General features: G+C 29.0%; 12 protein-coding genes and 2 tRNA genes. 4 read left to right on the forward strand and 10 right to left on the reverse strand.

Going from position 1 to position 15,779, the window contains the following annotated elements; translation table 11 throughout:
- Window positions 1-30 precede the first annotated feature (30 nt).
- The 8 genes from HOH73_00915 to HOH73_00950 all read right to left on the reverse strand — a co-directional run bounded on the left by HOH73_00915 (window position 31) and on the right by HOH73_00950 (window position 10,385).
- Window positions 31-105: transfer RNA gene (locus HOH73_00915), tRNA-Glu, on the reverse strand.
- Window positions 106-186: 81 nt separating this feature from the next.
- Window positions 187-261: transfer RNA gene (locus tag HOH73_00920), tRNA-Glu, on the reverse strand.
- 21 nt (window positions 262-282) lie between these two features.
- Window positions 283-1,566: an insulinase family protein gene (locus HOH73_00925; GenBank protein MBT5827429.1), complete on the reverse strand. Its 1,284-nt coding sequence runs from the start codon at window positions 1,564-1,566 to the stop codon at window positions 283-285.
- A 109-nt stretch (window positions 1,567-1,675) separates the two neighbouring features.
- On the reverse strand, window positions 1,676-4,246 hold the full coding sequence (gene clpB, locus HOH73_00930) for an ATP-dependent chaperone ClpB (GenBank protein MBT5827430.1): 2,571 nt from the start codon (window positions 4,244-4,246) through the stop codon (window positions 1,676-1,678).
- Between the two features lie 103 nt (window positions 4,247-4,349).
- The gene (locus HOH73_00935; protein MBT5827431.1) at window positions 4,350-5,312 is read right to left on the reverse strand and encodes an NAD(P)-dependent glycerol-3-phosphate dehydrogenase; all 963 of its coding nucleotides are present in this window, start codon (window positions 5,310-5,312) and stop codon (window positions 4,350-4,352) included.
- Between the two features lie 9 nt (window positions 5,313-5,321).
- A complete protein-coding gene (locus tag HOH73_00940) occupies window positions 5,322-8,480 on the reverse strand; it encodes an isoleucine--tRNA ligase (GenBank protein ID MBT5827432.1) in 3,159 nt (1,052 codons plus the stop codon).
- Window positions 8,467-9,549 carry an LptF/LptG family permease gene (locus tag HOH73_00945; protein ID MBT5827433.1) on the reverse strand — a complete coding sequence of 361 codons (1,083 nt, stop codon included), beginning with the start codon at window positions 9,547-9,549 and terminating at the stop codon, window positions 8,467-8,469. The genes HOH73_00940 and HOH73_00945 overlap by 14 nt, the downstream gene beginning before the upstream one ends.
- Window positions 9,543-10,385 (reverse strand): pantoate--beta-alanine ligase, encoded by an 843-nt coding sequence (locus tag HOH73_00950; protein MBT5827434.1) that lies wholly within the window; start codon window positions 10,383-10,385, stop codon window positions 9,543-9,545. Before HOH73_00950 ends, HOH73_00945 begins: the two co-directional genes overlap by 7 nt.
- A 4-nt stretch (window positions 10,386-10,389) precedes the next feature.
- Here HOH73_00950 and zapE point away from each other — a divergent pair, with 4 nt between their 5' ends.
- A complete protein-coding gene (gene zapE / locus HOH73_00955) occupies window positions 10,390-11,457 on the forward strand; it encodes a cell division protein ZapE (GenBank protein MBT5827435.1) in 1,068 nt (355 codons plus the stop codon).
- Here zapE and HOH73_00960 read toward each other — a convergent pair.
- Complete coding sequence (locus tag HOH73_00960) at window positions 11,450-11,992, reverse strand: DUF1013 domain-containing protein (protein MBT5827436.1); 543 nt, start codon at window positions 11,990-11,992, stop codon at window positions 11,450-11,452. The two genes, zapE and HOH73_00960, sit on opposite strands and share 8 nt — an antisense overlap.
- A 90-nt stretch (window positions 11,993-12,082) precedes the next feature.
- Here HOH73_00960 and HOH73_00965 point away from each other — a divergent pair, with 90 nt between their 5' ends.
- Genes HOH73_00965 through HOH73_00975 form a run of 3 tightly spaced genes read left to right on the forward strand, consistent with a single transcriptional unit; the run spans window position 12,083 to window position 14,839 of the window.
- Window positions 12,083-12,847 carry a solute-binding protein gene (locus HOH73_00965; GenBank protein ID MBT5827437.1) on the forward strand — a complete coding sequence of 255 codons (765 nt, stop codon included), beginning with the start codon at window positions 12,083-12,085 and terminating at the stop codon, window positions 12,845-12,847.
- Window positions 12,847-13,311 (forward strand): hypothetical protein, encoded by a 465-nt coding sequence (locus tag HOH73_00970; protein ID MBT5827438.1) that lies wholly within the window; start codon window positions 12,847-12,849, stop codon window positions 13,309-13,311. Before HOH73_00965 ends, HOH73_00970 begins: the two co-directional genes overlap by 1 nt.
- Before the next feature lie 7 nt (window positions 13,312-13,318).
- Window positions 13,319-14,839 carry a response regulator gene (locus HOH73_00975; protein ID MBT5827439.1) on the forward strand — a complete coding sequence of 507 codons (1,521 nt, stop codon included), beginning with the start codon at window positions 13,319-13,321 and terminating at the stop codon, window positions 14,837-14,839.
- On the opposite strand, the gene HOH73_00980 is transcribed toward HOH73_00975, so the two are convergent.
- A partial coding sequence (locus tag HOH73_00980) for a response regulator (GenBank protein MBT5827440.1) occupies window positions 14,829-15,779 on the reverse strand: 951 nt, incomplete at its 5' end. The two genes, HOH73_00975 and HOH73_00980, sit on opposite strands and share 11 nt — an antisense overlap.

A 15,779-nucleotide genomic window follows, 5' to 3' on the forward strand; every position in this document is an offset into this window, starting at 1 on the left:
TTTATAATCATGTATGGGTAAAGGCTTGAATGGTGACCCCTACGGGATTTGAACCCGTGTTACAAGCGTGAAAGGCTTGTGTCCTAACCACTAGACGAAGGGGCCATACAAGATGTAGATTTTTTATTAGATTTAATCCTAATAATCAAGATTTTTCTTTATTAAAATTAAGAAAATTTATAATAATGGTGACCCCTACGGGATTCGAACCCGTGTTGCAAGACTGAGAATCTTGAGTCCTAACCACTAGACGAAGGGGCCTTTGCAAATATTATATTTATATTATTTCAATTTACCAGCCGTAATAATAGAGAGCTCTTTTGGTTTGACAAGCTTCTTAATAACTTGATTTATTTCATCTAATTCATATGAATTTATTAAATTATTTCTAGTTTTAGTAATAGATGGTGAAATAGATTTAAGCTTCATGTCTAGAAGAAAAGCTGATACTCTTGCATTGGTATTAAAATATATATCAAAACTTCCAGTTAAGTATTTTTTTGCTCTAATTAAATCTTCTTTTTTAATACCATTATTTACAACTTTTTTAAGCGTAGAGTTAAGTAACTTTATTGCTTTACTATAATTTTTTTTATTTGTGCTTAATTCAATAACCCATACTGAAAAATCATTATAATTATCAAAATATGAATATACTGAATAAGTTAAACCATTATCTTCTCTCAAACTTTGCGACAAGATAGAATTTAAACCTGAACCACCTATAATATAATTTGCTATGTAATATTTGTAAAAATTATTATGGTTTTTAGCAACAGTTGGAATATAAGCTTTTATCACTATTTGATCTTTCTCAATTTCGATATTTTCTTTATGAGTTTGATATTGATTATTAAAAGTTATATAACTTAAATTATGTTTAGTTGCGATTGATTTTTCTATTTTCTGATATATCGCAATAGCTTCCTTCTTTGAAATATTACCAGATATGACGAAATTAAAATTCTCTTCAGCAAATCTTTGCTTGGTAAAGCTTAAGATGTCCTCAACTGTAATATTTTGCATTGTCTCCTTATTTCCATATGGATTTTTTGCAAAATCAGTACCCTCAAAGAGAACTTCCTCATATTTTTGATTTACTATAAAATTTGCGTTTCCCTTATTTATTTCTAAATATTGTAATATATTTTCTTTTGCTTGATCTAAGTTTTTTTCTGAAACTATCTTAGGATTCAAGAAGGCCTCTAAAGTTTCTAAAAGCTTATCTTTATAGGCAGCAAATGACTTTAATGATATATAAAAATTTTCATGATCTGCACTAAACTCGATTTTAAAGCCATTTTCTTCAATTACATTTTGTAGATCTGTCGGATTATCAACTATGAAGCTATTTTTAAACAAATATAGCATAATAAAAGTAAGTCCTAGCTTTTTTCTATCATCAAGAGCATAACCAGCTTTCTTAAATGCCATATTAATGGAAATTAAAGATGTTGAATCATCATATGAATAAATTATAGAGTTCTTTTTATTAGTTTCTATAATTTCAAAATTTAAAGAGCTTTTAGATTCAACATTAGTTTCTTTTTGGTGATTTAACTTCATGAAAATTGTAATAGTTATGACAACTATAAATAAGGTTATAAAAAATTTCTTATACATAAAATTTTTGCAAATTCTATAGGTTACAAATAAACATATATGTTTATGTCTTTTAGTAAATAATTTTCAACTTATTATCTAATATAGTTACCTTTAAATTGCTACCTTCATTTATTTTTTCTGCTAATAGTAAGTTTGCTAATTCATTATTTAACTCTTTTTGAATAAGCCTCTTTAGAGGTCTTGCACCGAATTTTTGATCATAGCCTTTTATTGCCAGATAATCGACGGCTTCTTTAGTTAAAATAATATCTATCTTTTGCTTACTTAATTTATTCTTTAAATCATTAATTTGTATATTTATAATTTTTTCCATATGTTGATAATGCAGTTTGTGGAATAAAATTATCTCATCTAAACGGTTAATTAATTCAGGTTTAAATAATGTTTTAACTTCGTGCATAACATCATTAAAAACCTCATCTGTTTCTTTTTCTGGAGCCAAATTACTCAGTAGCATAGATCCAATATTTGAAGTTAAAATTATAATGGTATTACTAAAGTCAACCACTCTACCCTTTCCATCAGTTAAACGCCCTTCATCTAATAATTGCAGCAAAATATTAAATATGTCAGAATGAGCCTTCTCGATCTCATCAAATAAAATAATTTGGTATGGCCTCCTTCTAACTATCTCTGTTAATGACCCGCCCTGCTCATAGCCTACATAACCAGGAGGTGAGCCTATTAAACGAGAAACAGAGTGTTTTTCCATATATTCTGACATGTCAAGCCTTACTAAGGCATGATCATCATCAAACATATATTCAGCCAAGACTTTAGTAAGTTCCGTTTTTCCAACACCGGTTGGTCCTAAAAACAAAAAACTTCCCATCGGTTTATTTATATCTTTTAACCCTGCTTTTGATCTTCTTATTGCATTTGCAATAGCTTTTAATGCAGCATTTTGACCAACTATTTTTTTTGTTAGCTCACGCTCTATATTTAATAATTTTTTACGCTCTCCTAAAATCATTTTCTCTAATGGAATACCAGTTTGCCTAGCAATTATAGTAGCAATATCATGTTCATTTATTACTTCTTTAACAAAAGTCTTTGCTTTTTCTTTGTCATATTTGGCTATCTCATTTTTTAATTCAGGTATTATGCCATAAGCTAGCTCTCCTGCTCTTGACAAATCTCCTTCTCGTTGTGCTACCTCAAGATTATGTTTTTCTTTATCTAATTTTTCCTTTAGTTTTTTAGCTCTATCTAATTTTAATTTTTCAGTTTGCCATTTACTATTTAAATCTTTTAATTTTATATTATTACTTTTAATTTCCTCCTTAATAAGCTCTATTCTAGTTACAGAATCACTATCAATCTCTTTTTTAAGTGCTTCAAATTCGATTTTTAATTGAATTATTTTTCGATCTAGCTCATCAATCTCTTCTGGTTTACTATCTATTTCCATTCTAAGTTTACTGGCTGCTTCATCAATAAGATCGATAGCTTTATCTGGAAGAAACCTATCGGTGATATAGCGTACAGATAAATTTACAGCTGCTATTATCGCACTATCTAATATTTTTATCCCATGATGTAATTCATATTTTTCTTTAATACCTCGCAACATAGTCACAGAATCGTTAATAGAAGGCTCATTTACATATACCGCTTGAAACCTCCTAGCTAAAGCTTGGTCTTTCTCTATATATTTACTATATTCATCTAAAGTAGTAGCTCCTACACAATTTAAACTGCCCCTAGCTAAAGCTGGCTTTAATAAGTTAGATGCATCCATAGCTCCTTCTCCCTTTCCTGCCCCTACTAAATTATGCAATTCATCAATAAATAAAATAATCTCATTACTAGAATGCTCCACTTCATTTATTACCGCTTTTAAACGCTCCTCAAATTCTCCCCGATATTTAGCCCCAGCTAAAAGACTGCCTAAATCTAATGACATTAATCTTTGGTTTTTTAAGGTTTCAGGAACATCACCTAATGATATTCTTTGCGCTAACCCTTCAATAATTGCGGTCTTTCCAACACCAGGCTCTCCTATTAGTACGGGGTTATTTTTTATCCTTCTAGATAACACCTGAATTGTTCTTCTAATTTCTTCATCCCTACCTATAACCGGATCTATTTTACCATCATTTGCTAATCTAGTAAAATCAATAGCATATTTTTCTAATGCATTAAATGTGTCCTCCGCACTGGCAGAATTAGCATCCTTACCATTTCTTACTTTTTTGATATTTTCTGCCAAAACTTCTTTGACCATACCAGACTTTTGCAATATTTTAGATACATCAAGCTGAGTTTCCTCCAACATTGCTTGAAATAAAATTTCAATTGCAACATACTCATCTTTATTTTTACTCGTAATATTATTTACTCTTGAAAATAACATAGCAAGTTCCCTAGACATGAAAACTTGTGCTTGAGTGGAAGTTATCTCTGGCATTTTTTGAAATAGGACCTTTAACTCAGTTTTAATTATCTCTATTTCAGCGCCAGATAAGATAATTAACTTACTAACTACTGAATCATCATCATCTAACATTACCTGTAAAATATGGGCTGGCTGGAATGATTGATGACCTCTACTTAATGCAAATGTTTGGGCATTTGCGATTGTCTTTTTAGTTTTATCAGTAAACCTATCTAAATTCATAATATTCTTTTATTTAATGATTAGATAGTTTCTATCTTAAAAATTTCAAGTAGAACTATAATTTATTATAGCATAATAAATTATCTTATGAAGTTAAAATAACTTAGAAAAAATCACTAACTGTTATTTTCTTATCATTATATAATACTTCATAAATCAAATTAATGATTTCTAAATTTAAGTTATATTTTTTACCTAAATTATATGCAGCTTTACTAGTTGCAACTCCCTCTGCGACCGTATTTCTATGTTTAAGAATATCATCTAATAATTCACCTTTTCCAATCGCAAAACCTAAAGACATATTACGCGATTTTTGAGAAGAGCAAGTTAAAACCAAATCTCCTACACCACAAGGTTCTATTGCCGTTCTTTTTTTACCTCCTAATGCTTTAGACAACATGCCTATTTCGTTTAAGCCCTTAGTTAAAATAGAAGCTTTAGATGATTCACTAAAATTCATACCAACTGCAATACCCATAGCAATAGCTATAACATTTTTAATACTACCTGCAATCTCTGCACCAATTATATCTTCACAAATAAAAGGTCTAAAATTTTTGTTCTTAACTAATGTTGCCACAAATTTTGCTTGCAAAATATTCTTGGAAGCAATTGTCGTAATAGCAGGCAAACCTTGTGCGATTTCATCCGCAAAATTAGGCCCACACATAGCACAAATAGGATTACTAAAAAACTCAACCACTATATCAGAAAGTAATTTTAATTTTTCATTATCAATACCCTTAGAACATATTATAATTGGTGTATCGTTTTTGATATGTGCTAGTTTTTTTAACTGCGAAAAAACACCCGCATTATATTGCGCTGGCACTACAGAAAATATTGCTTTAACATCCCTTATGCCACTTAAATCATTAACCGCTTTTATATTCTTAGATAACTGAATATTGGCTAGGTAAGTTTTATTCTCATTAAAGTTATTAATATCATCAACTACTTGTTGCTCTAATGCCCAAATTATAACTTCATGGCCATTATTAGCGAGTAGATTTGCTATTGCCGTACCCCATGCTCCCGCGCCTAAAACCGCTAATTTACTCATAATATTACCTTAATATTTTTTTATCTCTAAGCTAACTTGCACATCATCTATTTTTACAGCATTGTCAGAAACCTTATCATCTAACAAGATAGATTCCGCAAGTGTCTGCTCTTTTATATATTCTATAAAGCTATTCAATACTTGCTCTATTTTTGCTGATGATGAAGATAAGTTTATAATAATTTTATCAGTTATATCAAAATCCAACTCTTTTCTCTGTTGTTGAATTAATCTAACTAAGTCTCTTGCTAAACCCTCTTCTATTAACTCTTGTGTTAAATTAGTTTCAATAGCAATAAGTGCATCATGTGAAGAAAGTGATTGCATATTTGAGCTTTTTGCCTTTAAAGCCAATTCATATTCATCATCAGCTAAAATAATATTATTAATCTGAATTTTACCTTCCTTAGTCTCAAGCCACTCTCCTTTTTTTGCAGCTGAAATGATCTCTTTGGTTTTAGCGCCATATCTGGCACCTAAAACTTTGAATTTTAGATCTAGTTTTAATTCAGCTAAGTTACCTATCTCTTTAATAAAAGATATGTTTTTAACGTTTATTTCATCACATATTAATTTAGAATATTTTTCTAATCTAAGATAAGATGCACCAATAATTTTAACCTCTAATATTGGTTGTCTTGTTCTAATATTATGCTTTGATCTTAACGAGTGAGCAGTTGTACAAATTGATCTAATTTTATCCATATCCTCCACCAACTCATGCTTATAATTTAATGAGTTAACATCTGGATAATCTTGTAAATGTACAGAGTTTAAGCTTTGTTGCTCTATACCCTGAAAAATCTCCTCTGCTAAATGAGGTATAAGAGGTGCCACTGTTCGTGTAACGATATTTAAAACCGTATAGAGTGTATTATATGCCTCTAATTTAGAATTATTTACTTCCTTTTGCCAGAACCTATCTCTATTTCTTCTGATATACCAATTATTTAATATATCAAAAAAACTATCAATAGCAGCATAGCTATTAGGCAGATCATAATTATCCATATTTAACTTAATATTTACAACCAGATCTTTGAGTTTAGATAATATATAATTATCCATCTCATTACTACTCTCTAATTTATATTCAGCATTAATATTATCCGCATTAGCGTATATACAGAAAAAATTATAACTATTCCAAATAGGCTTGATTGATAATCTTAAACTATCTCTAAATACTTCCCCTTCTTTGTCTATGTTTAGCTCATTTCCCTTCATCACTGGACTTGAGCCCATAAAAAATCTCATAGCATCTGAACCATATTTGGCAAAAATATCTAAGGGTGAAATATAGTTTTTTAACCTTTTAGATAATTTTTGTGATTTTTCATCTAAAATAACACCATGACATATACAGTTCTTGAAAGGTACACGATCAAATAAGGCTGTTGATAAAACCATTAAAGTATAAAACCAGCCCCTAGTTTGAGCGGTGTATTCTACTATAAAATCTGCTGGAAAATGCTCTTCAAACCAAGCTTTATTCTCAAATGGATAATGCGATTGAGCGTAAGGCATAGAGCCAGATTCAAACCAACAATCTAACACATCAGTTACTCTTACCATCATTGATTTACCTGTTGGGTCATCGGGGTTTACCCTGGTAAGGTCATCAATAAAAGGACGGTGTAAATTAGTTACTTTAGTACCAAAATCTTTTTCCAGCTCTGCAATAGAACCATAAACATCTAGACGAGGATATTTAGGGTCATTACTACGCCAAATAGGCACCGGGCAGCCCCAAAAACGATTTCTACTAATTGACCAATCTCTTGCACCCTCTAACCACTTACCAAAAGAGCCATCTTTAACATGTCCTGGAATCCAGTTAATTTCCTGATTTAGCTCTACCATTCTATCTTTAAAATCAGTAACTCTTACATACCATGATGGCATAGCCTTATATATTAATGGAGTATCACTTCTCCAACAATGAGGATAATTATGTATATATTGTTCAGTTTTAAGCCAACTACCCTGCTCTTTTAGTTTTTTTATAATGTCTATATTTGTATCAAATACATGACGCCCCTCAAATTCAGTTACAGGATAAACAAAACAACCAGCTTCATCTACAGGACATATTGTTGGGATATTATGCCTCTTACATAATTCTTGGTCATCTTCACCAAAGCCAGGCGCTATATGCACTATACCAGTTCCATCTTCAGTAGTTACAAACTCAGCTCCATATATTTTAAAAGCAGAATCAAGATTAAACTTCTTATTGTCTTTAACTAAGTAGTCAAATAAAGGCTTATATTTAATGCCGATTAAATCCTTCCCCTTAAATGTATCTTTAATTATTAATTGCTCTTCTGGAAGCTCTTTCTTATATTTTTTTAGTAAGGATTTTGCTATGATATAATCTTGATCCAGATAAGAAAACCTTATATAATCTATATCAGCACCAACTGCTAAAGCTAAATTTGAAGGAAGAGTCCATGGCGTAGTTGTCCAGACTAAAATTTTGGCCTTCATTTCAGGAAGCTCAAAGCCTAATGTTACTGCCTTACTTTCTTTTTCACGGTAAGAATTATCTAATCTTGTTTCAAAATTAGATAGCGGAGTCTGACATGACCAAGAATAAGGCATAACTCTAAGATCTTCATATATAAGCCCCTTATTATGTAGCTCTTTAAAAGCCCACATAACAGACTCCATATAATTTAAATCCATGGTTTTATAGCCACCTTCAAAGTCAACCCATCTGGCCTGCTTATTTACATATTCTTGCCATTGCTCTGCATATTTCATGACTGAAGTCTCACAAGCGTCATTGAACTTTGCTATACCATATTCCTCTATCGCATTTCGACCTGAAACTTTTAGCTCTTTTTCTGTTTCCATTTCAACTGGCAGACCATGCGTATCCCAACCAAATTTTCTTTCCGTTCTTTTTCCTATTTGTGTTTGATATCTGGCAAAAATATCTTTTACAAAACCTGTTAATAAATGACCATAATGCGGTAAGCCATTTGCAAATGGTGGGCCATCATAAAAAACATATTCATTATTTTTTTCTTCCTTTTTAGCAGACCTGTTTTCAACAGATTGCTTAAAGATATTATTATCATGCCAATATTTTTGTATTTTTTCTTCTAACCTAGAAAAATCTGGATTTGCATCAGTTATTGGATAGATATTATTTTTCGCCATATTTTAACCTTATTCTGCTCGCTTGATTAACAAATATCATGCTTATTGGAATGATAACAATAGATATATATGTTGCAAATACAAGCTCTATTCTGTTGGTAAATTGATCTTTAGCTGCAAAATAAGCTAGTAATATTATTAATGCTACAATAATAGCCGATAAAACTCTTTTTGTGTGCCCATTGCGGTTATAATCACCAAACATCATGATAGTTAAAACTACCACAAATATTACCATACTTAAAAATGGCCACATGATTCTATGATGTATCTCAGCTTTGTGTTTATTACTATCAGAATCAAGAGTTAACAATTCATGAAAGTATAAATTGGAGATATCATTTTTTCTCTGCAGCTTTTTATTTACATTATTTATCATATCTAAATCAGTGATATATTTGTCAAAAGTCAAGAACTTATTAGCATATTTATTTTCGCCTATCGTAATACGGTTTCCAGTCTCTAATGCTAATAAAATCTGGTTTTTATTTCTAACTATTTCACCCTTTTTTGCGGTAGTAATAATGGCACTCTTAGCTTGATCTTTTTGGTAAATAAAAATATTTTTTAATATATTCTGCTCTTTATCTTCAACATAAACAGTAATTTCTGGTGATATTTTATTAAAACTACCTGCCTCAACTGAATTAATGATTAATTCGTTAGCTAATTTTAATTTTAGCTCATCTACACCCCTCATAGATAAAGGCACAAGATAAAAGCTAAGCAAATAATTAAACAAAATTATTAATAAGACAACTTTACTATAAATTTTTAAAATTTTTAATCTACTAACACCAGCTGATTTAATAACAAATATTTCTTTGGAATTAGTTAAATTATTATAAGAAAAAATTATTGATGCAAATATTACAACGGGAATTAAAAAATCGCCCAATCTTGGAAGTAAAAGTAAGATCAAAATTAGGAAATCTAACATATGCATGTTTTTATCCGTTACAAAATCCAAATATTTTACTATTCTAGTCAACCATATAATGCCTATAAAAATAAGCATATTTAATATAAAAAACCTCAAAAAATTTCTATGTATATATTTTTCTAACATATCTCTAAATTGTCGATTAGCCTTACTTTGCCTATTATTGCTGCGACAAATATTCTGGCATCATTAACATTATTAAAACTTTCTAAATTATTATTTAAAATCTCTAAATATTCTATTTTGGTAAAACCAGCTTTAACTATATTTGATTTTGCAAGCTCAGTAAATTCACTTAGCTGATTTGGTTTATTAGAAACCTCCTGAGCCAGCTGCCTTAAATAAAAATATAATTTAGGCGCAATGTTATTTCGTTCATGTACAGTTAGCAGGCTATTACGCGAAGATAAAGCTAAACCAGTATTTTCTCTAAATGTTTCAACAGGCTTTATATTAACCCCCATATCCAAGTCTCTAACTAATTGACTCACAACTAAAAACTGCTGATAATCTTTTAAGCCTAGATATACATTATCAGGTCTAAGTTGATTAAAAAATTTAGTTAAAACTAAAGCCACACCAGAGAAATGCCCCTCTCTAGAACTACCACATAACTTGTCAGTTATGTGCTTAACATTTATCTCTGCATAAAAAGGTTCTACATAAAATAACTTACTTTCTGGTATATAAGCTATATCTACTCCTAGCTTACTTAATTTTTCTAAATCACTAGCTAAATTAATGGGATAATTTAAGAAATCTAACTTATTGTTAAATTGTTTTTCATTAACAAATATTGAAGCTATCACTATATCATTTTCTTCTTTAGCTTTTTTAATTAATGCTAAATGACCATCATGCAAAAAACCCATAGTAGGAACAAAGCCTATTTTACTAACCTTTTGTGATAAATATTTTAATTTTAATTTTAATTCAGTAGAATAATTTTTAAATATTTCCAATGTAATGAATAATAATTTAAATACAGCATATCTTAATTTAGTAAAAACTAAAGAAATTTCCTTAAACCCAAATCAGCTAGATCTGGTTAACAAACTTGACGATCTGCTAACCTCATTAAATAATAATGCTAAGAGAATCTTTAGAAAAAAACACCATAATTCTGGAATATATATATATGGTGATGTAGGTAGAGGCAAATCTTTGATAATGGATTTATTTTTCAATAAAAGCCAATGTAAGAAGAAACGTATCCACTTTCATGAAATGATGATAGATATACATCATAACTTGCACTCAATAAGAAAGCATAGAGTAAAAATAAAGAATCCCTTGCAAGAAATAGCTAAAAATTATGCTAAGCAATATCAGCTTATTTGTTTTGATGAATTTCAGGTTACAGATGTGGCTGATGCAATGATCTTGGAACAATTATTCAGATATTTTTTCAAATATAACATAATTATTGTTTCTACATCGAACAGACATCCAGATAATTTATATAAAGGTGGCTTGCAAAGAGAAAAATATTTAGAGTTTGTGGATTTTATCAAGTCAAAACTAGAAATTTATCAATTAAAAGGGAACAAGGACTTTAGAGTTGAGCAAATAGCACATTTAAGCAAAACATATTTCTACCCCAATAATAATTACAATTTAAACAAAATAAAACATATATGTGACAATCTGACTGGGCACTCAAAATTAGCTGAGCATGTTTTCAAGAATATGGGCAGAAATATTATTATTAGTGAAGCGGCATCATCAACTGCTATAATAGATTTTGATGAATTTTGCAGAAAAAATTATGCAGCCTCAGACTATAAAATAATTTGCACTAATTTTAGCACTCTATTTTTTATCAATATACCTCAGATAGATGATCGAAACGAAGCTAAAAGATTTATGAGCTTTATAGATATTATTTATGATTTAAAAATAAATGTTATCTTTTTAGCAGAAACAGAGGTAAAGCAAATATACAAAGAAAGAGATGGAAGCTTTGAATTCCAAAGATGCATTTCAAGAATTATCGAAATGCAATCTGAAAATTATATAAATAAAATTAATTAGAATCTATCTGAGCTGAGCTTTTAGCAAATTTTTCAACTAAAGCTCCAAGTTCTGTCTGACTACACAAACCAAGCAAAACAGGATCTTTTGGATTAATATGTGTCATGTTAGCATAAGATCTATCTTTAATAGATTCTATAGTTTTTTTGGTGGTTCCAATAAGCTTAACTATTTTACTATCTGGTATTTCGGGATGATTCTTCACCAACCATGCAATTGCATCTGGCTTATCCCTTCTTTTTGCTATCGGTATATATTTTACTTTCTTAATCTTTCTATTAGATTTAGGCGTAACTAATTCTATTAGATTTAGCTTAATATCTGGATTGTTTTGAGCTTCTGTTAAATTTTCACTGGTAATCTGACCTAAAATTACTGGATTCTGACCTTCTATTTGCTGTTCAGATTCATCATCAGCGATAGTTTGCACTTCCATTTCGTGCATATTACAAAATTCAGCAATTTGTGTAAATGTTAGACTAGTATTTTCTACTAACCACACCGCTGTAGCTAGGGGCATAAGTGGTTCAGCCATAATTATTAAATAAAAAATTAAAAAAATATTTATAAATGTATATGGTAAATTGTCAATTCATTGTTACAATAGTAATTTATTTGTTTGATAATGAAATTATACCTAGTCTTCATCTATATTTTTCTATTTTTTAGAGTAAGTGCTTTCGCGGAAAATGAGAGCTTAGTAGTATTAGCTCCTAAAAATATGTCCTTTGCCTTAACGGAAATCTTTAGGGAATATTCTACAAAATATAACAAGAAAGTCACCGGTTCATTTAACAATCTTAATTTACTTATAAAAGATATTTTAGATGGTAAGCAAGCAAACATAATTATTACTGACCATACAGATTGGATTACTAGCTTAAAACAAAAGGGTTTAATTAATATTTCAAGCATAACAAACTTAGTTGAAGATAAACTTACCTTGGTCGCAAACAAAGATTTTTACAACTTTAATTACACTACATTGTCCGAGCTAAATAATTATGAAGATAAAGTTGATTTTTATCAAAACTTCACTTTATTTATTCCTAACTGGACTAATGATATGGCTGGTATGTACACACATAATGCGCTTAAACATATGAAATATTTGTTCAACTCAAAAAATAAAATTATAGAAGTGGCAGACCCACTTGCCGAATTAATTAAAATAAATGATTCAATTGCTATCACTAGATATTCAAACTCATATGATAATCAAAATATAAATATTATAGAAATAATAGATTTAAAGTATCATCAAAGATTTATTTACCAAATTACAATAATAGCAGGAGAAAATATGCAAGAAGCTAGAAAATTTCTTGAGTTTATCACTAATGATGAGATTTTAAATATTTTTATAAAACATGGTTTTCAAAAAATCTGATGAATTTTATTTTGAATGAATATCCAACTTTATTAATTATTTTAACATTAGCTTTAGCTACTATTATCACCGTTAAAATAATAAGATTTACCTTTAACCTTATTAAATATCTGTATTTAACGCAAAAATATAGTGTTAAATATGACAAGGAAACAAGGAAATATTTAAAAAATCATAATAATAAACCAGAAGAAATAATTGAAAGAAACCAAGAAAAAGAAATGGAACTCATAAATGAGACCAGAAGATTAAATCAAGCAAAAGAGTTAAGTAATGTACCACAAGAAACAACAATAGTTGGTATTGCTAAACCTAAAGGAATCTGGACTAAATATGTTACTGAACAAAAAATCTCTTGGCTAAGAGCTATGGTTGGTACTAAAGCAGAAAGTGACAATTTCTGGAGAAATATGATCAATGCACAAAGTAAAAGCCAAAGCAAAGAACAGTCAAAATCAAGGTAGAATTTAAATGACAAATAAAATCAAAATATTTTTAGGTGATGATGATTTTGTTAATAGACATATTAATGAAGAACATATAAAAAAATTTGGCTTTGCAGTTACAACTTTTGACTCAGGCAAAGATTTAGTTAATGCACTGAATAATGATGTGCCTGATTTAGTGTTAATAGATTGCTATATGCCTGAAATGTCTGGTTATGAGGCCGCTGAATATATTTTAAATTTAAAAGCAGAAAATAAACTACCTCAAAACCTACCTATTATTGCAATAAGTGGAGATAACTCTAAAAGAAATTATAATAGAATTAAAACATCTGGTTTTGATGATTTAATCGAAAAGCCACTAGATGATGCTAAGTTTATTAAGCTAATCAATAAATATCTTAATATTGATTTAACTAAGAACAAACTTACAGAAGAAGAAACTATCATAAATGAAAATATTAATTCAAAGTTTTTTGCACAATTAGAGAGATATTTAGAAGAGATTCCTAAGATTTTAAAGAATAAAGATAATTTTAATCAAGCCGGGTTAACCAAGCTTTCTAATATAATTCATAATTGTATAGGAACGCCAGGAGTATTTGGTTTTCATGAAATTAGTAATCTATCTATTGTGTTAAATGAAGAGATATTTAAGGTAATAGCTAAAGAAAAAATTAGTGAAATTGAAATTAATAAAATTGATAATATAGCTACTATATTGTTAGAAGAGATAAAAGTAATTTTAAAAAACAAAGCGCAAAACAAAAAAAATATTATTTTCAAGACACAAAATAATTCATTTGCTTTAAATATTCTGCTAATAGAAGATGACTATGTATTAAATAATCTTATAACACAAAAGCTTGAACTTAATAAACATAGAGTAATAAATTTAAATTCAGGTGAGAAGCTTAATCAAGTTTTAGAAAAAGAAAACTTAGATATAATTATTATAGATTTATTATTGCCAGATTTAAATTCAGAAAATTTAATCAAGCAACTTCAGATTTCTAAAAAACATAAAAACACCCCCATTATTGTTATTACTTCCGATCAAACTAATAAAAAAATGATCGATACTATTAATTTAGGTGTATCTGATTTTATTCAAAAACCTTTTGAAATAACTGATCTATTAGCAAGAGTTGAAAGTACAGCAAAAAAAAACAAAACTAAAATTTTAGTAGTTGATGATGATGAATTAATTTTAACTTTATTAAAAGATAAGTTAGAGCAAAAAGGACATGAGGTTATAACTAACTCTGACAATAATAATACATTAAGGTTAGTACAAGATTTAAAGCCAGATATTATTATATTAGATAGAGTAATGCCTGATATAAATGGAAATAGCATGCTAAAAATTCTTAAAAACAGGTCTGATACCAAAAATATACCTATAATATTTCTTACCGCAGTTAATAATGAGAATGATATTTTAGAAGCATATAAAGAAGGTGTTTCAGCATATATAAGTAAACCATTTGAAATATCTACTCTTAACAAAACCATCTTAGATATCTTAGAGAAGTCTAATTCATAATATCTAGATATATTTTAGATACTTGACTCCATTCCTTGTTTAATGCTTCTATAAGCTCAATTACCTTCTCTATATCTGGTTTGGGATCATCATTAATACAACTTTCAATCTCCTTAAATAAGTCACCCACTCTAATAGCCCCTAATTCTTTTGATGATGAGTACATTTTATGTGTAATAAACTTAATTTTCATAAAATCTTTAGCTTCTGCATATTTGTGTAAATGCGCAGTTTGCTGAAACATTTCCTTCACATAATATTCTATTAATTCTGTAAACTTCCCTTTAAGCAGAGATTTCAAATTATATAACTTAATAATATCTATTGAGTTAACATAATTATTATTCATATATGGATTCTCAACGACATTCTCATTTAAATTATCAAATTTAAGGTCACTCCATTTCTCTAACATATAAATTAAATCAGATTTTCTAACAGGCTTTGCCATATAATCATGCATACCTAATTTCAAACATCTTTCTTTATCCTCCTTCATAGCATTAGCGGTAAATGCAATTATTTTTAGCTTTTCGTTAATTAGATTTCGTTTTTTTAAGTTCAAAACCTCATCCATAACTTCATAGCCATTCATTATAGGCATTAAGCAATCTAAGAATAATAGGTGGTATTTTTCTTGCTTTAACATGGCAAGAGCATCTTTACCATTGTCGGCATAATCTACCTTACAGCCTAAATTAGATAGCATTTCTACTATAACTTTTTGGTTAATAATATTATCCTCTACCACTAATATTTTTAATCCTTTTATATTAGCTTTAATATTTGAGTTTAAAAAGCTATCTTCACTATTGTTTGATTCAGTAGTTTTTTCTTCTAGCAAAACTTTGAATAACTCATCTTTAATAATTGGTTTTGTAATGTAATTACTAAAGCCTTCTTGATAAATTCTCTCCTCAAAATCATGATCAATATTAGC

The sequence above is a fragment of the Alphaproteobacteria bacterium genome, from assembly GCA_018667735.1.
GTDB lineage: Bacteria > Pseudomonadota > Alphaproteobacteria > Rickettsiales > JABIRX01 > JABIRX01.

What these genes read in the sequence shown, in the direction of transcription:
- HOH73_00945 (MBT5827433.1), bottom strand. Translation starts at nt 9,549, where the DNA reads ATGTTAGAAAAATATATACATAGAAATTTTTTGAGGTTTTTTATATTA.
- HOH73_00925 (MBT5827429.1), bottom strand. Translation starts at nt 1,566, where the DNA reads ATGAAGTTAAATCACCAAAAAGAAACTAATGTTGAATCTAAAAGCTCT.
- HOH73_00960 (MBT5827436.1), bottom strand. Translation starts at nt 11,992, where the DNA reads ATGGCTGAACCACTTATGCCCCTAGCTACAGCGGTGTGGTTAGTAGAA.
- HOH73_00965 (MBT5827437.1), top strand. Translation starts at nt 12,083, where the DNA reads ATGAAATTATACCTAGTCTTCATCTATATTTTTCTATTTTTTAGAGTA.
- clpB (MBT5827430.1), bottom strand. Translation starts at nt 4,246, where the DNA reads ATGAATTTAGATAGGTTTACTGATAAAACTAAAAAGACAATCGCAAAT.
- zapE (MBT5827435.1), top strand. Translation starts at nt 10,390, where the DNA reads ATGAATAATAATTTAAATACAGCATATCTTAATTTAGTAAAAACTAAA.
- HOH73_00975 (MBT5827439.1), top strand. Translation starts at nt 13,319, where the DNA reads ATGACAAATAAAATCAAAATATTTTTAGGTGATGATGATTTTGTTAAT.
- HOH73_00970 (MBT5827438.1), top strand. Translation starts at nt 12,847, where the DNA reads ATGAATTTTATTTTGAATGAATATCCAACTTTATTAATTATTTTAACA.
- HOH73_00940 (MBT5827432.1), bottom strand. Translation starts at nt 8,480, where the DNA reads ATGGCGAAAAATAATATCTATCCAATAACTGATGCAAATCCAGATTTT.
- HOH73_00935 (MBT5827431.1), bottom strand. Translation starts at nt 5,312, where the DNA reads ATGAGTAAATTAGCGGTTTTAGGCGCGGGAGCATGGGGTACGGCAATA.